The 24,778-nt window shown below is 68.7% G+C and carries 26 protein-coding genes, 1 pseudogene and 2 riboswitches; of the genes and pseudogenes, 17 read left to right on the top strand and 10 right to left on the bottom strand.

Going from position 1 to position 24,778, the window contains the following annotated elements; genetic code table 11:
• Positions 1–87 precede the first annotated feature (87 nt).
• Both ACO073_RS18075 and ACO073_RS18070 read left to right on the top strand, forming a co-directional pair.
• The gene (locus ACO073_RS18075; protein WP_421999071.1) at positions 88–609 is read left to right on the top strand and encodes an NADAR family protein; all 522 of its coding nucleotides are present in this window, start codon (positions 88–90) and stop codon (positions 607–609) included.
• 101 nt (positions 610–710) lie between these two features.
• Positions 711–1,361, top strand: a complete 651-nt coding sequence (locus ACO073_RS18070) for a hypothetical protein (RefSeq protein ID WP_421999070.1) — start codon at positions 711–713, stop codon at positions 1,359–1,361.
• 84 nt (positions 1,362–1,445) lie between these two features.
• Here ACO073_RS18070 and ACO073_RS18065 read toward each other — a convergent pair whose 3' ends face one another.
• The 6 genes from ACO073_RS18065 to ACO073_RS18040 all read right to left on the bottom strand — a co-directional run bounded on the left by ACO073_RS18065 (position 1,446) and on the right by ACO073_RS18040 (position 6,635).
• The gene (locus ACO073_RS18065) at positions 1,446–1,688 is read right to left on the bottom strand and encodes a conjugal transfer protein TraD (RefSeq protein ID WP_421999069.1); all 243 of its coding nucleotides are present in this window, start codon (positions 1,686–1,688) and stop codon (positions 1,446–1,448) included.
• Positions 1,643–1,942, bottom strand: a complete 300-nt coding sequence (locus ACO073_RS18060) for a conjugal transfer protein TraD (protein WP_421999068.1) — start codon at positions 1,940–1,942, stop codon at positions 1,643–1,645. Before ACO073_RS18060 ends, ACO073_RS18065 begins: the two co-directional genes overlap by 46 nt.
• 146 nt (positions 1,943–2,088) lie before the next feature.
• Complete coding sequence (locus ACO073_RS18055) at positions 2,089–2,781, bottom strand: FecR family protein (RefSeq protein WP_421999067.1); 693 nt, start codon at positions 2,779–2,781, stop codon at positions 2,089–2,091.
• Positions 2,742–3,170 (bottom strand): sigma factor, encoded by a 429-nt coding sequence (locus tag ACO073_RS18050; RefSeq protein ID WP_421999066.1) that lies wholly within the window; start codon positions 3,168–3,170, stop codon positions 2,742–2,744. The genes ACO073_RS18055 and ACO073_RS18050 overlap by 40 nt, the downstream gene beginning before the upstream one ends.
• Before the next feature lie 177 nt (positions 3,171–3,347).
• Complete coding sequence (locus ACO073_RS18045) at positions 3,348–5,135, bottom strand: fatty acyl-AMP ligase (protein ID WP_421999065.1); 1,788 nt, start codon at positions 5,133–5,135, stop codon at positions 3,348–3,350.
• 79 nt (positions 5,136–5,214) lie between these two features.
• Positions 5,215–5,415: riboswitch (cobalamin riboswitch) on the bottom strand.
• A gap of 182 nt (positions 5,416–5,597) precedes the next feature.
• Positions 5,598–6,635, bottom strand: coding sequence for a HoxN/HupN/NixA family nickel/cobalt transporter (locus ACO073_RS18040; protein WP_421999064.1), 1,038 nt, complete (start codon positions 6,633–6,635; stop codon positions 5,598–5,600).
• 88 nt (positions 6,636–6,723) lie between these two features.
• Positions 6,724–6,952, top strand: a riboswitch (cobalamin riboswitch).
• 129 nt (positions 6,953–7,081) lie between these two features.
• On the opposite strand from ACO073_RS18040, the gene ACO073_RS18035 reads away from it, so the two are divergent.
• The 9 genes from ACO073_RS18035 (at position 7,082) to ACO073_RS17995 (ending at position 14,768) form a co-directional block, all read left to right on the top strand.
• On the top strand, positions 7,082–8,947 hold the full coding sequence (locus tag ACO073_RS18035) for a TonB-dependent receptor plug domain-containing protein (RefSeq protein WP_421999063.1): 1,866 nt from the start codon (positions 7,082–7,084) through the stop codon (positions 8,945–8,947).
• A gap of 59 nt (positions 8,948–9,006) precedes the next feature.
• Positions 9,007–9,786 carry a carbon-nitrogen hydrolase family protein gene (locus tag ACO073_RS18030; protein WP_421999062.1) on the top strand — a complete coding sequence of 260 codons (780 nt, stop codon included), beginning with the start codon at positions 9,007–9,009 and terminating at the stop codon, positions 9,784–9,786.
• On the top strand, positions 9,783–10,598 hold the full coding sequence (locus ACO073_RS18025) for an ABC transporter substrate-binding protein (RefSeq protein WP_421999061.1): 816 nt from the start codon (positions 9,783–9,785) through the stop codon (positions 10,596–10,598). The genes ACO073_RS18030 and ACO073_RS18025 overlap by 4 nt, the downstream gene beginning before the upstream one ends.
• A complete protein-coding gene (locus ACO073_RS18020; RefSeq protein WP_421999060.1) occupies positions 10,595–11,551 on the top strand; it encodes a FecCD family ABC transporter permease in 957 nt (318 codons plus the stop codon). The genes ACO073_RS18025 and ACO073_RS18020 overlap by 4 nt, the downstream gene beginning before the upstream one ends.
• Positions 11,548–12,327, top strand: a complete 780-nt coding sequence (locus tag ACO073_RS18015; protein ID WP_421999059.1) for an ABC transporter ATP-binding protein — start codon at positions 11,548–11,550, stop codon at positions 12,325–12,327. Before ACO073_RS18020 ends, ACO073_RS18015 begins: the two co-directional genes overlap by 4 nt.
• Positions 12,324–12,989 (top strand): DUF6925 family protein, encoded by a 666-nt coding sequence (locus ACO073_RS18010; protein ID WP_421999058.1) that lies wholly within the window; start codon positions 12,324–12,326, stop codon positions 12,987–12,989. The genes ACO073_RS18015 and ACO073_RS18010 overlap by 4 nt, the downstream gene beginning before the upstream one ends.
• Before the next feature lie 9 nt (positions 12,990–12,998).
• On the top strand, positions 12,999–13,295 hold the full coding sequence (locus ACO073_RS18005) for a DUF1244 domain-containing protein (RefSeq protein ID WP_421999057.1): 297 nt from the start codon (positions 12,999–13,001) through the stop codon (positions 13,293–13,295).
• A gap of 133 nt (positions 13,296–13,428) precedes the next feature.
• Positions 13,429–13,701: a DUF2312 domain-containing protein gene (locus ACO073_RS18000; RefSeq protein WP_421999056.1), complete on the top strand. Its 273-nt coding sequence runs from the start codon at positions 13,429–13,431 to the stop codon at positions 13,699–13,701.
• Positions 13,702–13,802: 101 nt separating this feature from the next.
• Positions 13,803–14,768, top strand: coding sequence for a Bug family tripartite tricarboxylate transporter substrate binding protein (locus tag ACO073_RS17995; protein WP_421999055.1), 966 nt, complete (start codon positions 13,803–13,805; stop codon positions 14,766–14,768).
• Positions 14,769–15,101: 333 nt separating this feature from the next.
• On the opposite strand, the gene ACO073_RS17990 is transcribed toward ACO073_RS17995, so the two are convergent.
• The 4 genes from ACO073_RS17990 to ACO073_RS17975 all read right to left on the bottom strand — a co-directional run bounded on the left by ACO073_RS17990 (position 15,102) and on the right by ACO073_RS17975 (position 20,306).
• A complete protein-coding gene (locus ACO073_RS17990; RefSeq protein ID WP_421997200.1) occupies positions 15,102–16,262 on the bottom strand; it encodes an IS110 family transposase in 1,161 nt (386 codons plus the stop codon).
• Positions 16,263–16,439: 177 nt separating this feature from the next.
• On the bottom strand, positions 16,440–17,123 hold the full coding sequence (locus ACO073_RS17985) for a DUF429 domain-containing protein (protein WP_421999054.1): 684 nt from the start codon (positions 17,121–17,123) through the stop codon (positions 16,440–16,442).
• 136 nt (positions 17,124–17,259) lie between these two features.
• Positions 17,260–19,482: an NADP-dependent isocitrate dehydrogenase gene (locus ACO073_RS17980; protein WP_421999053.1), complete on the bottom strand. Its 2,223-nt coding sequence runs from the start codon at positions 19,480–19,482 to the stop codon at positions 17,260–17,262.
• A gap of 215 nt (positions 19,483–19,697) precedes the next feature.
• Positions 19,698–20,306 (bottom strand): TIGR00730 family Rossman fold protein, encoded by a 609-nt coding sequence (locus ACO073_RS17975; RefSeq protein WP_421999052.1) that lies wholly within the window; start codon positions 20,304–20,306, stop codon positions 19,698–19,700.
• 115 nt (positions 20,307–20,421) lie between these two features.
• Here ACO073_RS17975 and ACO073_RS17970 point away from each other — a divergent pair, with 115 nt between their 5' ends.
• From ACO073_RS17970 to ACO073_RS17945, 6 genes and pseudogenes are all read left to right on the top strand, one after another.
• The gene (locus tag ACO073_RS17970) at positions 20,422–21,612 is read left to right on the top strand and encodes a LysM peptidoglycan-binding domain-containing protein (RefSeq protein ID WP_421999051.1); all 1,191 of its coding nucleotides are present in this window, start codon (positions 20,422–20,424) and stop codon (positions 21,610–21,612) included.
• A 20-nt stretch (positions 21,613–21,632) separates the two neighbouring features.
• A pseudogene (locus tag ACO073_RS17965) lies at positions 21,633–22,326 on the top strand (phosphatidylserine decarboxylase).
• Positions 22,327–22,388: 62 nt separating this feature from the next.
• On the top strand, positions 22,389–23,213 hold the full coding sequence (pssA, locus tag ACO073_RS17960) for a CDP-diacylglycerol--serine O-phosphatidyltransferase (RefSeq protein WP_421999050.1): 825 nt from the start codon (positions 22,389–22,391) through the stop codon (positions 23,211–23,213).
• 17 nt (positions 23,214–23,230) lie between these two features.
• On the top strand, positions 23,231–23,833 hold the full coding sequence (locus ACO073_RS17955; protein ID WP_421999049.1) for a CDP-alcohol phosphatidyltransferase family protein: 603 nt from the start codon (positions 23,231–23,233) through the stop codon (positions 23,831–23,833).
• Positions 23,834–23,879: 46 nt separating this feature from the next.
• Positions 23,880–24,116 (top strand): Flp family type IVb pilin, encoded by a 237-nt coding sequence (locus ACO073_RS17950; protein WP_421999048.1) that lies wholly within the window; start codon positions 23,880–23,882, stop codon positions 24,114–24,116.
• 170 nt (positions 24,117–24,286) lie between these two features.
• Complete coding sequence (locus tag ACO073_RS17945) at positions 24,287–24,757, top strand: prepilin peptidase (RefSeq protein WP_421999047.1); 471 nt, start codon at positions 24,287–24,289, stop codon at positions 24,755–24,757.
• Positions 24,758–24,778: the final 21 nt, after the last annotated feature.

Here is a 24,778-nt window from a genome sequence, read left to right as displayed (position 1 = left end):
AGCGATCATAATATTCTCGCTCTTTGGCCTGATCGCTGCGGCGGCTTGTTCTGCGATCGCGAACATAGCAGTCGGTAAGGACACGAAATGAGCATGATCGTTCCATCGGACAACCGGATACTCTACTTCGGTCGCGATCGGAAAGGGTTCCGCTTCCTCTCGCATTTCCACGCCAGTCCGATCGTCATGAATGGCGAAAGCTGGCCGACCGTGGAGCACTATTATCAGTCACAGAAGTCAGCCAACCCGGAATACAAAGCCGCGATCCGGGAGGCCATCCATCCCGGCCTCGCTAAGCGTCTCGACGCACCCCCGTCTGCACCGCGCCGCATCTCGCAAAACTCATGGTTTCGCAAGAATGGCGAGCACCCGCGCGCCGACTGGCATGAGGTGAAGCTCGACATCATGCGTCGAGCGGACCACGCCAAATTTACGCAGACCGCAGACCTGGCGCTTCTGCTATTGACGACCAATGATGCGGAATTGATCGAGGACTCGCCAGGCGAGCCCTTCTGGGGCACGGGCCCCGACGGCGCTGGCCTCAACTGGGCGGGCAGGGTCATTATGGAGGTCCGCGACGCGTTGCGCAGCAAGGGTTTACAAAAATGAGCACAATGTCGTCATCGCCAGGCTCGGCGCGTGGCAGTCGCGCATCGGCGGGCAAATCTGGAACTGGTGCGCAACCGCGCGAGATCTCGGAGACCGTACCGGTGATCGTCAGTGCGTCTGCCGCTCGGCATACGCTGCTCAGAATTGTCACCCGGCCGAACCTCATTCATGTCGTTGCGCTGGTGTGGAGTGTCGGACTTCTCGGCAGTCCGGCGCGGGCTGATCCTCCACCATTGTCCAAACCTCGGTCACGAGTGGAAGCGTTCGGTGGCGCTCTTGCGTCCGCTTGGACGTTTTGGGAGGCGCCGACCGCAGGTGGATCGGCGCTGATACCCAGGGCGCAATACGTCGGGCCGATCAGTCGCGGTTTCAGGATGTCCGCCGAGTGCCGCGGCAGCGGTCCGTCGATCTACATCTCGATCGACAATCCGAATGCCCGTTTGCAGGAGCTTCGTTTCGACGTGCTGATCCCGATGGTCTTTCGAATAGAAACCAAAAGCTCGCTTACCATTGACCGTGTACGAGTGACCGGAAGGCTCACCGGAGGTTACACGGCCAATACCAATCGTGTCACCATCGGCATGGCCCTCACTGATGCCGCGCGTGCGATCAGTCTCATCGATGGCAATGCCGAAACCTCAGCGCCCCTTCTCGTCGTCGAAGTGGCGGGTACGGCGGGGACTTTCGACCTGACCGGCGCACGCGACACTTTCGCGCTCCTCAAACATGCCTGTGAGTCAAGGAAGTTGTAGGGGCAGCGTGGCAATTGCTCATGCAGGCGTGGCGAGCGCTAGGCAAATCAGCGTGCCAGACAAACGCTCTGTAGCAGCCATGCACTAATCATGAGCCCTTTGCGACGCTGATGCTCCGTCATTTTTGAACGCCTGCTTCCCCTTTCCGGCCCACAGTTGTCGCGCCCGTTCGTCGTTCTTGAGATTTTCGGCGATCCATATGAGCGCGCCGAAAAAAGTGGCGCGGTCATCGCCGGTCAGGTCAACGACGCCGGACTTGACGACGAGGCCGCCGAGTTCGATCAGATGTTTCGTGCGCTGCCGGCGTTCGGCCTGCCACGTCCGCATATCATGCCGCGCCCGTGCTGCCTGATTGCCGGTTGCGCGCCGCCCGATTGCGTCGGATTGCTGCCGTTGTTGCGGTCTTCAACGCGCGCAGACCGCCGTGATTTACTCTGAAACCACGCGACCCCACGCTTCGCCCACGCATCCCGCTTTCCGGCATCGGTGGTTTCCGCCAGCACGACCAGCGCGCCCGCCAGTTCGTTGGCGTTGAGCGCATCGGCGCCGGTGGCGATCACCAGTTCGCCAAGCTGCTGCACCTTGCGAGTTTTGAGGTCTTTCGCCTTGTCCCCAAGCGCCTTCAGTTCGGAATCATAGTCTCTCGGCTTGTCGTGGGGAGAACGACGGTCGCTTCCGTCCTTTCAAAAGAAAATGCGAGCGGGCCGACTCTTTCTTCCCGAGCGGCTCAGCCGCCGGAGATGACGACGAGCCAGGGCAAGAGCCGCGTTACCGTGATGTCGGCATGGGCGCGGCCGACGGCGCGCAGGGCCTCGACCGGCTCGCGGAGATTGTAGACTCCACTAACACGGCGGCGACCGGCGCTGGCGTTCGCGATCACGATCAGGCCGTCGAAGCAGGGTCGCAGTTCCTCGACGATGTCGGCGATCGGCTGGTTATGCGCGACGAGCTGGCCCACCCGCCACGCCCCGATCTCGTCGACGGGCCGGCGTCCTCCGGTCATCGGTCCTGTCCACGGAACGTGCAACCAGTCGCCGGACTCGAGCCGTCGAGATTCGGGAGGTGTCACGGATTCGTGGTCGACCCGCACGAGGCCGTGACGGACCGCGATGTCCGCCGCATCGCCGCCCAGCCGCATCGAGAAGCCGGTCCCCAGCACCGTGGCGGTGACGCCATGCCCTTTCACTTCGAACGGCCGCGCGGGGTCGGCAGCCACCTCGAAGAAGGCCTGTCCGACCAGCAGCCGGATGTCGCGGCGGTCGCTCGTCAGCGCGACGTCGATGGCGCCGCCGGGTGCGAGGTCTATCAGGCTGCCGTCGGCCAGCCGCACCTCGCGCCATTCGCCTGTCGACGTCGCGTAGTCGGCGCCGAGACGAAGCATCAGTCCGGGCAGGGCCACGAGCGCCACGCTGGCGGCCACGGCCGCCGTGGCGGCGGCCAGCCACCATCGCCGCGCGGCGGTTCGACGGCTGCGCGGCGGGCGAGCTGTTCGCGCTGGAGGGATCGCGCCTCGGGCGAGGGCTCGCCGGCAGGTTGCTGGTCGACCGTGCTGTCCTGGGCGGTGACAAGGTAACGGCTTTCGCGCGCCATCTTGCGCCGTCCGTCGAGGGCGATGTTGCGAACGATGCGGTAGAGGTAGCCCAGCGGATGCTCGAGGAAGCGGGTCGAGGTCGCGTTGCTGAAGCGCAGCCACGCTTCCTGCACGACGTCCTCGGCGCGAGCCCGGCTGCCAATGATGGCGCTGGCATAGTCCACGAGCGCGCCGCGGTGCGCCATGAAGAGGTCGAGGTTCGACTTGTCCTCCGCCAAGATGCCTTCCGTCCTGATCCTTGCCCGGCGCGATTCCGTGATCCGTGGCGGTCGGCTAGGTCATCGGCGGCTGCGGCTTGTTGCGAACCATTCGCAACGCCAATGTACCGACCGGCAGGCCTCCCCGCAACATCCCGCGCGACAGCGGGGCCTTGGACTGATGCGGCGACCGCGGGTTCAGGTGGACGGCGAAGGGACCGCGTAGTCGCCGGCCAGCAGCATCGCCCTGGCACGGCTGCGGCTCAGCTTGCCGGACGAGGTGAGCGGCAAGCCTATGGAGCGCGGGATCAGCTCGATGCGGCAGTCGACGCCGGCCGACTCCTTGACGGCCTGGCGGATGCTGCCGAGTTGCCGGTCGCGCTCAGCCTCGTCGCCGGCTACGCCCTGGACCATCACGACGACTTCCTCGCCCTCCGGACTCTCGATCGAGAAGGCGCAGGCGTCCCCGCGCCGCTGTCCCGGCAGCGCCTCGACCGCCCATTCGATGTCCTGCGGCCAGATGTTACGGCCGTTGACGATGATCAGGTCCTTGGCCCGGCCGGTGATGACCAGTTCGCCGTCTCGCCAGTAGCCGAGGTCCCCCGTGTCGAGCCAGCCGCCGCCGAGCACGCGTGCGCTTTCCTCGGCCTGTCCGACGTAGCCCGGCATCACGCTGCGGCCGCGGACGAACAGGCGGCCGATGGCGGGCCCATCGAGCGGCCGGCCGGCACTGTCGCGGATCTCGACATCGTGGCCGGGCAGGGCGCGGCCGCACAGCACGAACTCCCGATTGGCCCGGTTGTCCGTCCTGAAGCCCGCGAAGCGCTTGCCGAAGCTCAGGCCGACGCATACTTCGGCGAGACCATAGCTCGCCATGAAGGCGCGCGGGTCGAAGCCGCACGCTTTGAACGTCTCGGCGAAGCGGTGCAGCACCGCGGGCCGGATCATGTCGGCGCCGATCCCGGCCAACTGGAGGCACGACAGGTCGATGTCCGTCGGCATTCCGCTCTGGGCCCGCCGCGCCGCGAGCTCGTAGCCGAACCCGGGGCTGTAGGTGATGGTGGCCCGTCGACGGGAGATCAGCGACAGCCATTGCAAGGGACGGCGTGCGAACTCGCGGGGCGGCATCAGGTCGACGCTGCGCTGACCGCACATCGGCGCCAGCACGAAACCGATGAGGCCCATGTCGTGATAGAGCGGCAACCAGCTGACCCCGGCATCGCGCTCGTTCAGTTCCTGGCTCGCGAGCGAGCCGTCGATGTTCGCCATGAGCTGGTCCTGGCGAATGTCGATCCCCATCGGCAGGCGCGTGCTCCCCGAGGAGTACTGCACGTAGCAGCCCTCGCCGGCGCCGAGCGGAGATCCGTCGATCGGCGCTTCCGGCAGGGCCTCGAAGGCCGCCATGCCGCCGGCCAGCCGCGCCGACGTTCCGTCCGCGGCGGAGGCGGCGAATGCGGCCAGCTCGTCCGGGGCGAGGATGCCGACGGCGCCGGCCGCGATGATCTGCCGACGCAGCTGCGCAAGGTAGGTCTGCTTGGCGCCGACCCCGACCGGCACCGAGACCGGCACCGGCAGCACGCCTGCGTACTGGGCGCCGAAGAAGGCGACGCAGAAGCCCGGCCAGGTGTCGGCTACGATCACCAGCCGTTCGCCGCGTCGGACACCGGCGCCGAGCAGGCGACGGGCGAAGCGGAGCGCCTGCCCGCGCAGATCGGCATAGGCGAGGCGTCCGGTCAGCCGTCCTCTTGCATCGAAGAAGTTGAGCCCCGTCTCACCCCCGGCGGCGTAGTCGAGCGCCGCGGCGAGGCTCGCGAAGCCGCCGCGGCGGAAGGGCAGGGCGGCATTGGCGGTCGGCGTCGGCGCGGCGGCTCCGCGCGCGGCATTGGCAGTGAGCGTGCAGGCGTAGCGCAGCCGCGAACCGGCTTCGCTGCCGGATGCATCGGCATCCGAGAAGGACACAGGCAGGATTCCACGGATCGACGTCATCGGACGATCTCCCAAGCAGTTCACGCACAAGCGCGTCACCGCTCGGTTGACCGTCCCGCTGGAACATCCCGTCCATCGGAAGAGCGACGCTATCGCCGGCAGGTCTTCTGGCTTGCGGGTCTTTGCTCCTGCCCGTCTTCCCGGACCGAAATCCAGTGACGTATGGGCATTCGCTCGCCGCTTACAGCTGCGGGTACAGCTGCCGATTGGCTCCTGAAGGGAGCGTCACGGCATTCCCTGTTCGCCTCCGTTAAGGAGGACCGTCGATGCGTCCTCGTAGAGTGGCGCACCGGGGCGGTCAAGCTGCATCCGTGGAGACAGGGAGCGAGGGCGTGCGGAGCGCAGCTCCAGGAATGCAGGCGCAGGCGGCGCGCAAGATATCCGTCGCGTCCGGGCGGGCCGCAGCTGCAGGAGAGGAGCCGCGATCGGCCGCAGCAGGCCGCTGATTGCGGCGCGGCGGCCTCAGTCGCCGGCGCGCGTGACCTCGACTCCGTCGAGTCCCGAGTAGCGATAGACGAGGACCGAGCCGATCCAGGCGACGATGAAGACCCCGATGATGATGAAACCCAGCTCGTTGAAATTGTCGTTGAGCTGCTCGACGACCTCCCAGAACCCGCCCGAGAGCGCGAGGCGGTCGGCGACCAGGCCCAGCACCTCGATGCCGCCGATCACCACGGCCACCACGACCGACACCAGGGTGATGGTCAGGTTGTAGTAGAGCTTGCGCATCGGCTTGACGAAGGCCCAGCGGTAGGCACCGAGCATCAGCACGCCGTCCGTCGTGTCGACCAGCGCCATGCCGGCGGCGAACAGGGCAGGGAACACCAGGATCGACCAGATCGACAGGCCCTGCGCGGCCTGGCTGGCCGAGATGCCCAGCAGGGCCACTTCCGTCGCGGTGTCGAAGCCCAGGCCGAACAGGAAGCCCAGCGGGTACATGTGCCAGCTCCGGCGGATCAGCCGGAACAGCGGCCGGAAGAACCTGGCGACCAGGCCGCGCTCGTTGAGGAGCAGGTCGAGGTCTTCCGCCACGTAGTCGCCGCCGGCGCGCACATGGCGGAAGGTCCGCCAGATGCCGCGCAGGATGACGATATTGGCGGCCGCGATCGCGAACAGGAAGAAGGCGGAGACCAGCGTGCCGATCATGCCCCCGACCGCCTTGAAGGCGCCGAACCGGTCGGCGAGCAGCGTCGCGGTCGCCGCGACGCCGGCGACGGCCAGCACCACGACCGTCGAATGGCCGAGCGCGAAGAAGAAGCCGACCGCGACCGGGCGCTGGCCTTCCTGCATCAGCTTGCGCGTGACGTTGTCGATGGCGGCGATGTGGTCGGCATCGACCGCGTGACGCAGGCCGAACCCGTAGGCCAGCAGCGCCGTCCCGAGGAGCAGCGGCTGGTCGTGGAACAACAGGAACGCCCAGGCCCAGGCGGCAAGGTTCGCCGCCAGCAGCACGCCGTAGACGAGGATCAGGGAACGGCGCGGGCCGCGGTCGGCGTTCATGAGCACGCTTCAGTATGCATTTTCGCGAATAGTTGCCTACAGCTCGATTTCATTGCGGCGGAATCTTGACGGCGGCCGCCAGATCGCTATTGATGCCGCCATCGTCGGTCCTCCTTACCGGAGGCGAAAAGGGAACGCCGTGCAGCCTGCAACCTCGGAAGAGGCGAGGGCCTAATCGGCGGCTGTACCCGCAGCTGTGAGCGGCGAGCGACTGCCCAACAGGCCACTGGACCTCCAGCACGAGCGCGGGAGGCCGGGAAGGCGGGCAGGAGCGACGACCCGCGAGCCAGAAGACCTGCCGGCGATAGCGTCGCTCTTCCGCGGACGGGATGTTCCGACGGGACGGTCAACCGAGCGGTGACGCGCCTTGTGCGTGTTCTGCTTTGGGGGATCGTCCGATGACGCCATTCCGTCGCCTTCTGCTTGTCCTGTTTCTTCTTTTGCCCTTGCCGGCCCTCGCCCAGACCGAGCCGGACGGCATGATGCCGGCCACGGTCGTGACCGCCGACCGCTTCCCGACCGACCCGAACAAGATCACGTCGAGCTACACGGTGGTGCCGCGGGAGGAGATGGAGCGGCGGCAGCTGCGCACGGCTGGCGAGGTGCTGAAGACGGTGCCCGGCGTCTCGGTGCAGCAGTCGGGCGGCCCCGGCACCCAGACCTCGGTGTTCGTGCGCGGCTCCAACTCCAACCACGTCCTGGTGCTGGTCGATGGCATCACGGTCAACGATCCGTCGACGCCCAACGGCGCGCCGGACTTCGCCAACCTGCTCACCGAGAACCTCGACCGGATCGAGATCGTGCGCGGCCCGATGAGCACGATGTACGGCTCCCAGGCGATCGGCGGCGTCATCAACCTGGTCACCAAGGCCGGCAAGGGGCCGATGAACGGCGCTGCCTTCACGGAGCTCGGCACGCGCCTGTGGAGCAACAGCGGCGCCTACGTCCGCGGCAGCGAGGGACGCTTCAACTACAACTTCACGTTCGGCGGCATGTTCACGCCCAACGACACGCCGGTGCCCGCCCGTTTCACGCCGAACGGCGGCTTCGTCGACATCGATCCCTACCGCAACATCACGCTGGCGGCGCGGCTTGGCTTCGAGATCAACGACAACACGCAGCTCAACTGGTACGGCCGCTACATCGACGCCCGGATCAACTACGACCAGGTCGGGCAGGAGGATCCCAACGCCAACGGCTACTCGCAGCAGTTCTTCACCCGCGCCGAGATCGACGGGAACTACTTCGACGGCCGCTGGAAGCCGGTGCTCGGCATCAACTACAGCACCATCACGCGGCACGATCTCGACTATGCCAGCCCCCAGGTGCCGTTCCCGTTCACGACCGATTCGTGGTTCAACGGCCGCCGCCTGCAAGGCGACTTCAAGAACCTGATCTCGATCATCGACCAGGTCGAGGTCATCGCCGGTCTCGACTACGACCGGCAGTGGGCCTACACCAATTCGGTCGGGCCGTTCACCCCGGCGACGCAGGCCTGGGGCACGATGGTGCAGACCGGCCTCTACGGCCAGCTCCGGCTCAATCCCTTCGAGGGATTCAACCTCAACCTCGGCGGGCGCGTCGATTTCAACGACACGTTCGGCAGCGTAGGCACATGGCGAGCCGGCGCGTCCTACCTCTGGGCGCCGACCGACACCAAGCTCAAGGCGTCGTACGGTACCGCTTTCAAGGCACCCTCGCTGTTCGAGCTCTACGGACCGGGCGCGTTCTGCGGCGGCAACCGCAACATCCAGCCCGAGTACAGCCGCGGCTACGAGGTCGGCGTCGAGCAGGGGCTGTTCGACCGCAAGGTCAAGGCCGGCATCACCTACTTCTTCAACACCTACTCGAACCTGATCCAGTGCCCGCCGCCCTTCACCACGCTGCAGAACGTCGCCAACGCCCAGAGCGAGGGCTTCGAGGCCTTCGTGCAGCTGAGCCCGGTGAAGTGGCTCGACCTCTGGTTCGACTACACCTACACGATCGCGCGCAACGTCGATGCCAACGTACCGCTGGTGCGCCGGCCGCAGGATGTCTTCAACGTCCGCGCCGAGGTGCGGCCGTGGGAGAGCACCCTGTTCGGCGTCGGCGTCCTGCAGGTCAGCAGCCGCTACGATTTCAACGCCGTGACCGGGGCGATCATGCAGCCCTCGCCCTACACGCTGCTGCGCTTCACGGCGCAGTACGACGTGATCAAGAGCGTCCAGCTCTTCGCCCGCGCCGAGAACGTGCTGAACCAGGTCTACGAGGAGCCCGAGGGCTTCCAGGCCCCGTACTTCCAGGCCTTCTTCGGCGTGAAGGCCAAGTTTTGACCGGTCCCGGCCGACGAAAGCTGATGAAGGCGTCGGCGGGTGCGATAGTCTCGGCTCCCGTGAGCCACGCAAGAGCCGAGGCGCCGGCCACCCTGGCGCTCCTTCACCTGGCGCCGCGGCCGGGCGAGATCGGGCACAACAAGCGCCTGATCGGCGATGCCGTGCGCCGGGCGGCGAGCCTCGGCGCCCGGCTGGCCGTCACTCCGGAGCTCGCCGTGAGCGGCTACGGCTTCCGCGACCGCATCGGCACCGCCTGGATCGCCGAAGGGCAGGCGGCGTTGCTGGAATGGGCCGGCGACCTCGCCCGGCAGGCGAACCTCTTCCTGCTGCTGGGCACGCCCGAAGCGGGGGATCACCTGTTCAACAGCATGATCCTGTTCGGCCCGGACGGTGCCCGGCGGGGCCATCACCGCAAGGTGCTGGCGCTGAAGGCCGGATCGGAATCGTGGTCGACGGCCGGCGACCGGGCGACCGTCGTCGCGGCCGGCGACATCGGAAGGCTGGGCCTGTTCGTCTGCGCCGACATGTACTCGGAACGGCTGGTCGGGGAGACCGCCGAGCAGGGTGTCGACCTGCTGGTTTCGTCGGCGGCCTGGGCGCCCGGCGAGCACGGTCCCAGCGGCGAATGGGAACGGGCCTCGCTGCGGACCGGCCGTCCGGTGCTGGTGTGCAATCGCACCGGCGTCGATGCGCTGGACTTCACCGGCGCGCGCTCGGTCGCCGCCGCCGGCGGCAGCCTCACCTTTGCCCACGCGTCGGCGGAAGCGGCGCTCGTCCTGGTGGACTGGGAGCGCCGGTCGCGGCAGCTCTCGAACTGGCGTCCGGTCCCATGCGGATGACGCTGCGCGTCCTGCTGGCGGTTCTCGGCCTCGTGATCGCCGCGCCGGCCGGGGCGCAGGCGCCGCGGCGCGTGATCACGGTGAACCTGTGCCTCGACCAGATGGCGCTGCGGCTGGCGGCCCCCGGCCAGCTCGTCGGCGTCAGCTACCTGGCGCACGATCCGCGGATCTCCGTGCTGGCGGAGCAGGCGCGCGACGTGCCGGCGGTGCGCGCCCGGGTCGAATCGATCCTCGACCGGCAGCCCGATCTCGTCATCTTCGACCGCGATGCACATGCCGCGGTGAAGCGCCTGGTGCGGATGGCCGGTGTGCCCATTCTCGAGGTGCCGTGGGCGGCGTCGCTCGAAGAGTCGCAGTCGCTGATCCGCGCGATCGCGCGTGCCCTCGGACGCGAGGCCGAGGGCGAGGCGCTGGTGCAGGGAATGCAGGAGCGGCAGCGCGCCCTCGTGCCTCCAGAGCCGCCCGATCCGCTGGCGGCCGTCCTGCAGGCAAATCGCGGCACGGCCGGGCGGGGCAGCCTCTATGACGAGCTCCTGCGGCTCGCCGGCTATCGCAATCTCGCCGCCGAGCTCGGCATCCGGGCCTACGGGCGCCTGCCGATCGAGGCGGTGCTCGCGGGCCGACCCGACCTTCTGGTGCTGGACGGGGGCGCGAACCGCAGCCCGGCCCGGGCCACCGAGTTCGTCGACCATCAGGCGCTGGCGAGCCTCGCGGGCAAGGCGAAGCTGGTCTCCATCCCCTTGAAGTATTCGATCTGCGCTGGGCCGGAGAACATCGAGGTCCTGCGGCGGCTGGCCGAGGCCCGGCGATGATCCGGCGGCTGCTCGTCCTGGTCCTCGTGCTCTACCTGGTTTCGCTTTCCGTCGGGCCGGCGCTGTGGCCGTGGCGGCTGGGTCCGGAGGTCGGCTGGGCGATCTTCCTGGAGCTGCGTGTACCGCGGGCCACGCTGGGGCTGCTGATCGGCGGCGCCCTCGGGCTGAGCGGCGCGGTGCTGCAGGGCTGGCTGCGCAATCCGCTGGCCGAGCCCGGCGTGATCGGCGTGTCGGCCTGCGCGAGCTTCGCCGCCGTCTGCGCCTTCTACAGCGGCCTCGCCGCGGTGATCGGCCTCGCCCTGCCGCTGGCCGGCATCGCCGGGGCCGCCGTCGCGGTGGCGCTGCTGATGGCCGCGGTGCGCGCCGGCACCGGGACGGTGTCGCTGCTGCTGATGGGCGTGGCCATCAATGCCGTCGCCGCCGCCCTGATCGCGCTGGTGCTGGCGGCCTCGCCCAACCCCTTCGCCTACCAGGAGATCTCGCTGTGGCTCGCGGGCTCGATCGCCGACCGCGACCTGCGCAGCCTCGCCCTCTCGGCGCCCTTCATCATCGCCGGCGCGGCGATCGTGCTCGGGGCCGGCCGCTGGCTCGACGCGCTGTCGCTGGGCGAGGAGGCGGCGCGCAGCCTCGGCGCCGATCCGGGCCGGCTTGGCCTGCGCCTGACGCTGGGCGTCGGCCTGATGGTCGGGGCGGCGACCTCGGTCGCCGGCGTCATCGGCTTCGTCGGCCTGGTGGCGCCGCATCTCGTGCGCTCGCGGGTGGGGTTCCGCCCCGGCGCCACCCTCGTGCCCTCGATGCTGGCGGGGGCGGTGCTGGTCCTGGCGGCCGACATCCTGGTCCGGTTGCTGCCCACGGCCTTCGAGCTTCAGCTCGGCGTCTTCACCTCGCTGGTCGGCGCCCCGTTCCTGGTGCGCGTCGTGCGGCGCGCGCGCTCGGCCTGGCTCGCGACATGAGCCTGCTCGCCACGCGCGGACTGGTCTGCCGCCGCGACGGGCGGGCGGTGCTCGACGGCGTCGGCCTGTCGTTCGCCGCCGGCGAGATCGTCGCCATCGTCGGTCCCAACGGTGCCGGCAAGACGACGCTGCTGCGCCATCTCGCGGGACTCGAGGAGCCGCGCGAGGGCACGGTCGAACTGGCGGGCCGGCCGCTCGCCGAGCTGACGGTGGGAGCGCGCGCTCGGCGCATCGCCTACCTGCCGCAGAGCGCCGCCGTGTACTGGCCGTTGCTCGGGCGAGACCTGGTGGCGCTGGGCCGCCTGCCGCATGGCGCCGATCTCGGGCGGCCGCTCAGCGCCGGCGACGCCGATGCCATCGCCCGGGCGCTCGAACGCGTCGATGGCGCGGCTTTCGCCGAACGGGCGATCGATACGCTGTCTCAGGGCGAGCGGGCGCGGCTGATGCTGGGGCGCGCGCGCGCGACCGAGGCCGACGTGCTGCTGGCCGACGAGCCGGTGGCCAGCCTCGATCCATCCTATGCGCTGGATGCGATGGAGATCCTGCGCGGTGAGGCGCGGCGTGGCGCCTGCGTGGTCGTGAGCCTGCACGATCTCGGCCTGGCCGCCCGCTACGCCGAGCGCATCGTCGTGCTGGTCGCCGGTCGCGTCGTTGCCGAGGGCCCGCCGCGGGAGGCGCTGCGACCCGAGGTCATCGACGCCGCCTATGGCGTAAGCTTCCGTTCCGTTACCGTCGACGGCATCGTTCAGCCCATCGCCTGGAGGCATCCTTCATGAATTGCCAGCCGCTTGCCGAGGATCCCCGTGCGGTCGCGCGCCGCCATCTGGCCGAGGCGGCCCATGGCTGGAGCGTCGGGACCTGGGGCGCGATCGGCGAGTTCCAGTACGACCCGGACGAGCCGGACCTCGTCCTCGACCTCGACGCTCTCTCGGTCAGCACGCGACGGGGCGCGTTGCACATCGGCGATCTTTCCGGGGCGACGGCGCTCGCGTTCACCGGCGACGACGGCCGCCTGCGCGAGATCGCCTTCTGCTCGCCGCGCGAGGGGGCGGGGCGAACGGCGATCGCGGCCGTCGGCGAGGGCACCTTCGACCTCGGCATCGGGGCGCCGCATGTCGACATGCTGGTCCGGCTGGCGCCGGGCGACCAGGCGACGCGCGAGGCCATCGATGCGGGTCTCGGGCGTCCGCTGTTCGAGCCCGGCAACCCGGCCGGCCCGGCGATCGGCCGGGCGAGCCCGACCCGCATCTTCCGCTCGGCGCTGGCATCGCTCGAGGTCCACCAGCCGATCCCGCCGCCGGGCGGCCGTTCGCCGGCCGGCCCGCACAGCCACCTGCTGCCGCAGCACCTCAAGGAGGGGCGGCTGCGCAGCCCCAATGCGCCCCTGCCGGCTGGTTTATACTGCGGCCTCAGCCTATATCCCCGGACACGGCTGTAGGAGATCCTCATGGACGACAAGACCCGCACCGAGCTCGAAGCCGCCGCCTTCCGGCGCCTGGTCGCGCATCTCCAGGAGCGCACCGACGTGCAGAACATCGACCTGATGAATTTGGCCGGATTCTGCCGCAACTGCCTGTCCCGCTGGTACCGCGAGGAGGCCGGCGCCCGTGGCATCGAGATCGCCGATCCCAAGGCGCGCGAGGTCGTCTACGGCATGCCGTACGAAGAGTGGAAGGCCAAGCACCAGAAGGACGCCTCGGCCGACCAGAAGAAGGCGTTCGACAAGGCGCAGCACAAGCACTGACTGCCGGCACGCCCCTGCACGGGGCGGGCGGAAAGACCATTCCCGATATCCCCATGTTTCAGCGGCTCGCCGTCATTGAGCCGACATGGGGCGAAACCCTATGGTCCGCCCCAGGGGACCAAGGAGTATGGACATGCCCGACGGCAGCGCCATTTCGAAGAAGACCAAGGCCGGGCCGATCTCGGCGGATCGGCTGAAGAGCTTCGTCGAGCGCATCGAGAAGCTCGAGGAGGAGCGCAAGGCGATCGGCGGCGACATCCGCGACGTCTACAGCGAGGCCAAGGGCGTGGGCTACGACGTGAAGATCATGCGCAAGATCGTCTCGCTGCGCCGCCAGGATGCCGCCGACCGCGCCGAGGAGGAGACGCTCCTCGATACCTACAAGCACGCGCTCGGGATGACCTGAGCGCGGCTTCGCGCGAAAGCTCGTTCCGCCCGTCGGGACAACCATCGGTTTCCTGCCGGCCATTGCTGTCTTAGGCTTCCTCAAAACCAGGAGGAAGCGCAGTGACCGTGTATCGCCGGACGTTCGTCGGCTCGTTGGCATTCGTGATGGCGGGCGCGGGCGGCGCGCGAGCGCAGGCGCCCGGCCAGCCGGTCAAGGTCGTCGTGCCCTTTCCGCCGGGCGGCGGCACCGATGCGCTCGCGAGGGCGATCCAGGATCCGTTGCAGAAGGCGCTGGGCCAGACCGTCATCGTCGAAAACAAGGGCGGCGCGGGGGGCGCGCTGGCACACGAATACGTGTCCAAGCAGCCGTCCGACGGCGGCACTGTCCTGGTGAGCAGCAACAACCAGATGCTGTTCCCGTACCTCGTGGCGCGCCTCGGCTTCGATCCCGCCGCCTTCGTTCCGGTGGGCTTCGTCGCCAAGCAGGAATCGGTGTTCGTGGGCAGCGCCGATGCGCCGTGGGCCGATCTCGCCGCCATCACCGAGGCCGCGCGCAAGGCGCCCGGCGAGGTCCAGTTCGGCACGGCCGGCGTCAGCACGCCCATGCACCTGTCGACCGAGCGCTACGCGATCCTGAACAAGATCAAGCTCACCCACGTGCCGTTCCGCGGCACCGGCCCGCTGGTCACCGACCTGCTGGGCGGGCACGTCAAGCTCGGCATGTCGAGCCTGACCAGCGTCCTGCCGCACCTGCAGAGCGGCAAGCTCAAGGCCTACGGCATGGCCGCGCCCGAGCGTGCGCCGTCGGCGCCCGACATCCGGACCTTCAAGGAGCAGGGGTTCGGGGAAGTCGACGGCACCATCGTCTACACGCTGATCGCGCCGCCCGGCACGCCGGCGCCGGTCGTCGCCAAGCTCAACGAGGCGCTGAACGCCAGCGTGTCGACGCCGGAGATGAAGGAAGAGCTGCGCAAGCGCGGCTTCGTCGCCATGGGCGGCACGCCCCAAGCGCTGGCCGACTGGACGGCCGTGCAGGCGGGCGTCTGGGGGCCGGTGCTGCAGGCGGCGGGGATCAAGCCGGAGTAGGGGCGGGCGTCCAGCTCCGCCGCATGTCATCCTTACATGGGGCTTGAGAAGTCAAGAGGTAGTCACGGTTCTGCCGTCTGGTTTTTTTGCCGGTGACAGGATGACGTCTTGGGTGCTTGCGTTGGGACGTTGGGCATTGCTGGGGCGCTCGTCGCTGGACGGCATCACCTTACATACGGTCCGGCGACAGTTGAGCCGGTACCCTGGTTCCTCATGCACGCGTGAGGCTTTGCCCAAGAGACGATGAGACCCCTCTGAGACGGCGGCGCCGTACGGTCCTTGGATGACAACGGTCATCATCCGTCCCTCTTCAAGGCACCCTCTGCTCCTCTGCTAGACGGCGCGCAGCTGGGCGCCGTCGGGCACCACGCCATGGTGGAGGAAGCGCCACAGCGCGACCATCAGCTTGCGTGCCAGGGCGACGATGGCGATGCGCTTGCCGGCCCCCTTCTGCTGGCCGACGCGTTCACGGAACCAGCGGCTGAGCGCGCTGGCGGGCTGATTGCGCAGCCACAGCCAGGCGAGCTGCACCGCGATGGTGCGGGCGCGCGCATTGCCGGCCTTGCTGATGCCCTGCTCATGACGACTGTCGCCACTGTTGTAGGGCGTGCCGGTCAGCCCGAAGTAGCTGCCGACCTGGCGGCGGTTCTGGAAGTCGCGGAAGAAGGCCTCGCCGACCAGGATCTGGCTGCCGACGGGGCCCAGGCTCCTGAGTTCGAGGAGCTGGTTGACCCTGGCCGCCATGCTGCTGACGGGAGCGACCTTGCGCACCGCCCGGGCTTGCGCCTCGATCTCGTCGAGTTGTTCCTCCACCAGCAGCAGCCGGCTATGTTCGCGCCTCAGTTCAGCCACCAGATGATCCGGCAGGGGCCGACCGTCGCCGGTGCACAGCGTCGCCAGCCACGCCGCGAAGTCCTTGGCCCGGCCCCAGGTCTGGCGAACGCCCTGGCCGTGCAGCAGGCCCTTCAGCCGATTGACGTGGCTGGTTCGCTCCTTGACCAGCCGCTGTCGCTCGCGTGACGGCCGCCGCTCATCTTCCTGCGCCGCCGTCGGAACGTGCACCGCCCTGCAGGCGAGGCGATCGCCACCCTCCAGCCGCAGCAGGGCACGCATCAGTTTCTCCAGGTCCAGCCGGTCGGTCTTGGCGCGCCGCGCCCGGCGGTCGACCTCCACGCTCGCCGCATCGAGGACCCGGCTCTCGATCCCCTGCGCCTCGAGCCAGCGATGCAGCCAAAAGCCATCGTAGCCGGCCTCGTAGCAGCTCACGACCCGCGCGGCCTCGCCGAGCTTCTTGGCGGCTCTGGCACGGGCCTTGCCGATCAACTCCGACACCGCAGCCACATCACCCCCGGCCACCGTGTACTGGCTCAGCTTGCCGAGGCCCGGGACCACGATGCCCAGCTTCCACTTCGCCTTGCCCAGTTCAAACGCCACGAACACTGTGCGATGCTCCACCCCAGCGGCGAGGGTGTCGAAGATGTATGGGGACTTCATTGGCTCCTCTGTAGGTTCGGTGGGTCACGCTCCAAGCCTACCTCTCGACCTCTCGTCGCCCCATAGAATCTGAGCGTAGCGAAGGATCTCATGCCGGTTGCAGGCGGCGATGAGGTCCTTCGCTTCGCTCAGGACGACAGCGATGAGCGGGCCTGGAGGCCCGAGGTCCGGCAAGAGTCAAAACCAGATGTTCATCGGCAGGCCGCGGCTGTCGCGCTCCTTCGCGGGGCCGAGGCAGGTGGCCTGGTCCTTCGTGATCAGGAGCGCGGTGCGGCAGACGGCGATGGCGTCGAGGATGTCGTCGCGGGCCGCGCCCGGCAGGCGGTCGACGGGGCAGGGGAAGCCGTGCGCTTCGAGCAGGCGGGCCCGGTCGGCGTAGCCGTCCGGCCGGCGCTTGCGGCTGAGCACCGGCCTGCCGCCGTTCATGCGCGCGAAGGCGAGCTCGGGATGAGCCTCGCGGACGATGCGCTTCAGGCGGGGGCGCGCGCACAGGAGCTCGTCGACCTCGCGCATCTTGGGGAAGAGGTTGAAGGTCTGGCGGGTGATACCGACGCCCAGGCTCTTGCTGAGCGCGTTGGCCTCGGCGTGCGTGGTGCAGGCGAGCGCCGGTCGGCACGGCGTCGGGAACACCGAGCTGGCCTTGCCGGGCAGAAGCCGGCGGGCCTCGACTTCGCACTGGCGCGGGGGGCGAGGGCGGTCGACGAAACCGATCGGCATGTCGACGGCCAGAATCGAAAGACCCTCGCAGGCTTCCGCGAGGGTCTTCACGACTCGCAGGTCCAGCGTGCCCCGGGCGCCGCGCCGGCAGACGACCCAGCCGGTGCGGCAACCATCGGCGCCGCCGACCATCTGTTCGGTCATTCCCTTCTCATGCTCCTCTCCCCCGCCAGGGGGAGAGGCTGGGTGAGGGGGCAGCGCACGTCGATTCCCCCTCTCCTAACCTCTCCCCCTGGCGGGGGGAGGAATATGAAAGAGCGAGGTCGGCGCAGATCAGGCCTCAGAGCGTGGCGAGGGCCTTGTTCAGCGTCGCGCTCGGCCGCATCGCCGCCGAGGTCTTGCTCTGGTCGGGCTGATAATAGCCGCCGGTGTCGACCGGCTTGCCCTGCGCGGCGATCAGCTCGGCATCGATCTTGGCCTCCTCGGCCGCCAGCTTCTCGGCCAGGGGCTTGAAGCGGGCCGAGAGCGCCGTGCTGTTGTCGCGCCGGGCCAGCGCCTGGGCCCAGTACAGGGCGAGGTAGAAATGGCTGCCGCGATTGTCGATCTCGCCGACCTTGCGGGCGGGCGACCGGTTGTTCTCGAGAATCTTGCCGTTGGCCTCGTCCAGCGTCTCGGCCAGGACCTTCACGTCCTCGTTGCCGGTCTGCTGGGCCAGGTGCTCCAGCGACGCGCCCAGCGCCAGGAACTCGCCGAGCGAATCCCAACGCAGGTAGCCCTCTTTCTGGAACTGCTCGACGTGCTTGGGCGCCGAGCCGCCGGCGCCGGTCTCGAACAGGCCGCCGCCCGCCAGCAGCGGCACGATCGACAGCATCTTGGCCGAGGTGCCCAGCTCCATGATCGGGAAGAGGTCGGTCAGGTAGTCGCGCAGCACGTTGCCGGTGACGGAGATCGTGTCGAGTCCCTTGCGAATGCGATCGAGCGAGACCTTCATCGCCTCGACCGGCGCCAGGATGCGGATGTCGAGGCCCTTGGTGTCCTCTTCCTTGAGGTACTTCTCGACCTTGGCGATGAGCTGGGCATCGTGCGCCCGCTTGGCGTCGAGCCAGAACACCGCCGGCGTACTTGTCAGGCGGGCGCGGCGCACGCCGAGCTTGACCCAGTCGCGGATCGGCTCGTCCTTGACCTGGCACATGCGGAAGACGTCGCCGGCCTCGACCTTCTGCGACATCAGCACCGTGCCGTCCTCGGCGACCACGCGCACCGTGCCGGCGCTGGCGACCTCGAACGTCTTGTCGTGCGAGCCGTACTCCTCGGCCTGCTGCGCCATCAGGCCGACGTTCGGCACCGATCCCATCGTCTTCGGATCGAACGCGCCGTGCGCCTTGCAGTCGTCGATGACGGCCTGGTACAGCGTCGAGTAGCAGCGATCGGGGATCGCGGCGATCACGTCGTGCAGCTTGCCGTCGGGGCCCCACATCTTGCCCGATTCGCGGATCATCGCCGGCATCGAGGCATCGATGATCACGTCGCTCGGCACGTGGAGATTGGTGATCCCCTTGTCCGAGTTGACCATGGCGAGGCCCGGCCGCTTCGCGTACTCGGCCTGGATGTCGGCCTTGATGGCGGCCTTCTCGGCCTCGGGCAGCGTCTCGATCCGGGCCATCATGTCGGCCACGCCGGTGTCGGGATCGACACCGAGGCGCTTCAGCGTCGCGCCGTGCTTCTCGAACACGTCGGCGAAGAAGACGGACACGCAATGGCCGAACAGGATGGGATCGGAGATCTTCATCATGGTCGTCTTGACGTGCAGCGAGAACAGGACGCCGTCCTTCTTCGCGGCCTCGATCTGGGCGGCATAGAAGGCGCGCAACGCCTTGACGTTCATCACCGAGCAATCGATGACTTCGCCGGCCTTGAGCGGCACCTTCGGCTTCAGCACGGTGGTCGCGCCGTCGTCGGCGACCAGCTCGATACGGGCGCTGGTCGCGGCCGGAACAGTCGTCGCGACCTCCGACCCATAGAAGTCGCCGCCCGACATGTATGCGACGCGCGTCTTCGAGTCCTTGCTCCAGGCGCCCATCTTGTGCGGATGCTTGCGGGCGAACTGCTTCACGGCGCTGGCGGCGCGGCGGTCGGAATTGCCCTCGCGCAGCACCGGATTGACGGCGCTTCCCAGCACCTTGCCGTAGCGGGCGCGGATTTCCTTGTCGGCCGGCGTGGCGTCCGTGTCGGGATAGTTCGGAATGTCGTAGCCCTTGCCCTGCAGCTCCTTGATCGCGGCCTTGAGCTGCGGGATCGAGGCGGAGATGTTGGGAAGCTTGATGATGTTGGCCTCGGGCCGCATCGCCAGCTTGCCGAGCTCGGCCAGCTCGTCGTTGATCCTCTGCTCGGGCTTCAGCTTCTCGGGGAAGTTGGCGATGATGCGGCCCGTCAGCGAGATGTCCTTCAGCTTCATCTTCACGCCGGCGGTCCCGACGAAGGCCTCGACGATCGGCAGCAGGGAAAACGTTGCGAGCCCGGGCGCTTCATCCACCTTCGTCCAAACGATCTCGAGATCTGACATACCTGCACCTCCGTGCGCCGCTTTTCGTCTCGGCTGAGCCGATCTAATGCTGATTCGGGCCTGTCTTGTTGCACCGCCGCGAGGCAAAGGCAATCTCCGGCACGGCGACGTCGCCCGGACATTCGGCCGCGAGAGCGCAGGACTTTGCGCTGCGATTCATCGCGGTTTCGAGGCGACGGCGAACGGGATCGTGTCGCGCAACTTCCGAAGCGGCGTCAGACGCGGTCCAGCCGGTTCTCGAGACCGGCCGAGCGCGGCATCGCCGCGATCGCGGGCAGGACCTGATCGAGGTCGGTCACGAAGGCGACGTGGTCGAGGTGGGTCCGTTCCGCGAAACCACCGTCCACGACGCCGCGCAGCAGCGCCGCGAGGGGCTGCCAGTAGCCGCCCTGGTCGATGATCACGATCGGCTTCTCGTGCAGGCCGAGCGTGCGCCACGACAGGACCTCGAACAGTTCCTCCAGCGTGCCGATCCCGCCGGGAAGGACGACGATGCCCTCGGACCGTTCGAACATGGTGAGCTTGCGCTCGTGCATGGTCTCGACCACGACGGTCTCCGTGAGATCGGGATGGCCGGATTCGCGGCGCAGCAGGAAGCTCGGGATCACGCCGACGACCCGGCCCGCGGCGGCAAGAGCCGCGTTGGCAACGACCCCCATCAGCCCCACGCCGCCACCGCCGTAGACGAGCGTGATGCCCTTCTCGGCGAGCATCGTGCCGAGGCGCTGGGCGACGTCGCGGGTGGCGGGGTCGGTCCCGAATCGGGAGCCGCAGAAGACGCAAAGGGAGGAGGGGACGGTCGGGGGCACGGATCTCGCGGACAATTGCTTCAATTTACAGGCGATCCGGCAGCTTTCCGGACCGGAATGACATGGTATCATTTCGCAGAGGAAGGTCGCGACGCCAATGGGGACCGGTGGTCGCACCGCCGGGAGGTCGATGTCACGTTCTGTAATCTGGCTGGTGGTCGCAGGCGCCATCGTGATCGCGCTGGGCCTTGGCGTGGCCTGGCAGCGTCAGCGGAGCGAGCAGGCGGCGCTGGACCGTGTCATCACGCCGGCGGCAGCCCCGGAAGCGGCACCGGCAGCCGCGGCCGCTGCGCCGGCGGCATCCGCGACCCCCGCGCCGGCGGCGCCGCCCGCCGCGGCCGCGGCCTCGAAGCCCTCCGGTGCGTCCGCCGTCGGCATCCTGCCGGGAGCCTCGTCGTCCGTGCCGGCGGCAGCCGACAGCAAGCGCCCGGCGCCCGACAACACCGCCAAGCCCCAGCGCCCGACGGTGCCGCCCACCTTCGACGTCGCCCGGATCGGTCCCGACGGCCGGGCGGTGATTGCCGGCCGCGCCACGGCGGGCGCCAAGATCGTCCTGCTGAACGGCGGCAAAGAGATCGCCCAGGGCCAGGCCGACTCCCGCGGGGAATGGGTCCTGATCGCCCAGGACCCGCCGTTGCCGCCCGGGCAGCACGAGCTGCGCGTCGTCGAGCATATCGAGGGGCGGGCGCCGGTGACTTCCGACCAGGTCGTCGTCGCGGTGGTGCCCGAGCCGCCCGCCAGGCCGGCCGTGTCCGCTGGAGCCAGCGCCGGGGCTGAGCGTCCCCGCGAGGAGACGCTGGTGATGATCTCGCCTCCTGCCGGCGGGTCGACGCTGGTCCAGGCGCCGAGCAAGGCGGGCGTGCCGAAGTCGGGCGACCTCGTGATGTCGACGCTCGACTACGACGAACGCGGCCAGATCACGGTCAGCGGCCGCTCGTCCCCGGGTACGGTCGTGCGCGCCTATGTCGACGACAAGCTTGCCGCCGAAGGCGCCGCCGGCTCGGATGGCCACTGGCGACTGAAGCCGCCCGACGCCGTCCCGCCCGGCAAGCACACGCTGCGCCTCGACCGGCTGGCCAGCGACGGCAAACCGGTGGCGCGGCTCGAGCTGCCGTTCGACCGGGTGACCGTGCCGCCCGGCGCCAAGAACGGGCGCCGGCTGGTCGTGGTGCGGGGCGACAATCTGTGGAACATCGCGCACGCGCATTACGGGGCGGGCTACCATCACACCGTCATATTCGGCGCCAACCAGGACCAGATCCGGGACCCCGATCTGATCTACCCCGGTCAGGTCTTCAGCCTGCCCGACAAGGTCAACTGAGTCCGTCCAGAGAAAGCGTCATGCTGGCCAATTTCTTCGTGCCGATCCTCGACGACGGCTGGCGGTTCATCGCCGCCTTCGCCGCCGTCACCTTCCTGGCGGCGCTGACCGGCGTGGCATGGCTGTTCTGGCCGATGATGGTCCTCACGCTCTGGTCGATCTACTTCTTTCGCGACCCGCCGCGCGGCGTGCCGCAGGACGACGGCGTTCTGCTGGCGCCGGCCGACGGGCTGGTCCAGATGGTGGTCGACGCGGTGCCGCCCGCCGAGCTCGGCCTCGGCGACGCCGCGCTGACCCGGGTCTCGATCTTCCTGAGCGTGTTCGACGTCCATATCAATCGAACGCCGTGCACGGGCACGATCGACGTCGTGGCCTATCGTCCGGCCGCGCTTCCTCAACGCCGCCGCCGACAAGGCGAGCGACGACAACGAGCGCATGGCGATCTCCCTGAAGCGGGCGGACGGGCGGTCGGTGGCGTTCGTGCAGATCGCGGGATGGGTGGCGCGACGCATCGTCTGTCGCGTGAAGCCCGGCCAGGCCGTACAGGCCGGCGAGCGCTTCGGCCACATCCGCTTCGGCAGCCGCACCGACCTCTACCTGCCGGCGGGCGCGCGGTTGCTGGTGGCGCCGGGCCAGCGCATGATCGGCGGCGAGACCGTGATCGCCGAACTCGACCCGGCCGTCGGGGAACCGCGGCGGGCCATCGACCTTTGACGTTGTAAGGACCTCTCGCCCCGCTTCTGCAGGGGGCGGGAATCGTGACCGGGAGTTTGGCCTTGGACAGCGACCTGCACGCCCGCCGCGGCCCCTTGCGCGGCTTTTCGATCAACCGCCTGATCCCCAACGTGCTGACCCTGGCGGCCCTGTGCTCCGGGCTGACGGCGATCCGCTTCGCCCTGCAGGGCCAGTTCAAGCTGGCCGTGATCGCGATCTTCGTGGCCGCCGTGCTCGACGCGCTCGACGGTCGCGTCGCCCGCCGGCTGGGCGTGACCAGCCGCTTCGGCGCCGAGCTCGACTCGCTGTCGGACTTCCTCTGCTTCGGCGTGGCCCCCGCGCTCGTCCTCTATCTCTCGTCGCTCAACGGCGCGGGCTCGCTCGGCTGGATCGTCACGCTGATGTTCCCGATGTGCTCGGCGCTGCGCCTGGCGCGCTTCAACACGGCGCTGGTCGCGGACACGCCGCCGCCGGCCTGGACGGGATCCTATTTCACGGGCGTGCCGGCGCCGGCCGGCGCCCTGCTGGCCCTGATCCCCCTCATGGTGAGCTTCGAGATCGAGGCCTCGTGGCCGCGGCACGCCCTGGTGTCCGGCGTCGCGCTGGTGGTCGTGGGCGGGCTGATGGTGAGCCGCCTGCCGACCTTCTCGTTCAAGAAGGGAAGGGTGCCGCGCCACCTCGTGCTGCCCGCGCTGCTCGGCGCGGCCCTGGCCATGGGCGTCATCGCGAGCTCCCCCTGGATCGGGCTTTCCCTGCTCGGTCTCGCCTACATGTCCCTCATTCCCTACAGCTGGGTGAGCTACCGCCGCCAGGCCCGGCAGAGCCGCGACGGCGGAGAGATCGTGAACCTTCGCCCCGTCGACCGGGGAGCGTCCGGGCAGGACTGACAGGACCCGCGCGAGGGATGCTCGATCCCGTCCTGCGGCCGCTGATCGATCCACCGCTCGACCGCGCGGGCGCCTGGCTCGCCCGGGCCGGGATGACCGCCAATGCGGCGAGCCTAGCGGGGCTCGCCGTAGGGCTGCTGGCCGTGCCATTCCTGGCGGGCCAGCTCTACGGCGCGGCCCTGGCGGCGATCCTTCTCAACCGCCTGATCGACGGACTGGATGGCGCCATCGCCCGGCACCGCCAGCCGACCGCCTTCGGCGGCTATCTCGATATCCTCTGCGACATGGCCTTCTATGCCGCCGTCCCGGTGGGGTTCGCCCTCGCGGTCCCCGGGAACGCCCTCTGGGCGGCGATCCTGCTGGCCTCCTTCGTGTGCACCGCGTCGTCCTTTCTCGGCCGGGCCGTCCTGGCGAGCCTGCGGGCCGAACCCGACGACGGCCGCCGCGGCCGCAAGTCGTTCTTCCATGCCGCAGGGCTCGTCGAGGGCAGCGAGACCATCCTCGCCTTCGTGCTGTTCTGCCTGTTCCCGTCGGCCTTTTCCTGGCTGGCCGGCACCTTTGCGCTCTTCTGCTTCGTCACCGCCGTGGCTCGCCTGATCGATGCCCGGCACCTCAAGTAGTGAATCAATAAATTCAGATAGTTATGCCAATTATTTAATGTTTTAGTTGACGGGAGAATCCGGCCTTGGTAGTTTGCGGCTACTGGATCGCGATGTTTTTGGGGAGCGTGAGAAGCCTATGTTGTCCCTGTTTCGGCGCCTGATGAAGAACACGGAAGGCGCGACGGCCATCGAATTCACGCTCATCGTTTCCTTGATTGCCGTCGCAGCGATCGCGTCGATGCGTTCTGTCAGTGGAAAAGTCTCCAACGTGTTGAGCAGTGTAACCAACGCAATAAACTGAACTCGCTCGACGGGAAACTCAGGCGGCCTGGCAACAGGCCGCCTTTTTCTTTTTATCCAGCCATTTGGCGTGATATCCTAAACTAATCTCTCAAATATCTGTGGGACGCGTCAGCAATGTCTCTGCCTTGGGTCATCGGCGCTGGGTCCCTCGTCCAAACCTTCTGCCTCATGGCGTTCGCGGGGCTGGTGGTCCTCGCTGGCTGGTGGGACTGGCGTACCCTGACGATCCCCAATGCGATTCCCGCCGCGATCCTGGCGGTCTTCGCGGGCTGGGCCGCCGGCGCGTGGACGGCGGGTGCCGTGCAGCCGCACGCCCTGATGCTGGCCCTGATGGCCTCGAGCGCCGTGAGCCTTCTCGCGGTGCTGGCCTTCGCCGGCGGGGTCGTGGGCGGCGGAGACGCGAAGCTCCTGGCGGCGTCGAGCCTCTTCGCGGGCCTTCCCCTGATGATGGATTTCCTGGCGGTCACGGCCCTGGCCGGCGGCCTGCTCGGGCTGGCAGCCCTGCTCACGCCCGCCCGGATTGCGGCCCTTGGGGGCGGAGGCGACGCCGCGCCGGCGCGACGGGGGCGCCGGGTGGCGTACGGGCCCGCCATCGCCGGCGCCAGCCTCTGGGTCGTGGCGATGCTCGCCGGCTCCTGACCGCGGGCCGCCACGGGCGGT

The sequence above is a fragment of the Reyranella sp. genome, from assembly GCF_965229815.1.
In the GTDB taxonomy this organism is placed as follows: Bacteria; Pseudomonadota; Alphaproteobacteria; order Reyranellales; family Reyranellaceae; genus Reyranella.
The sequence above is the reverse complement of the archived record's forward strand: the minus strand, read 5'-3'. Positions and strand labels throughout refer to the sequence as shown.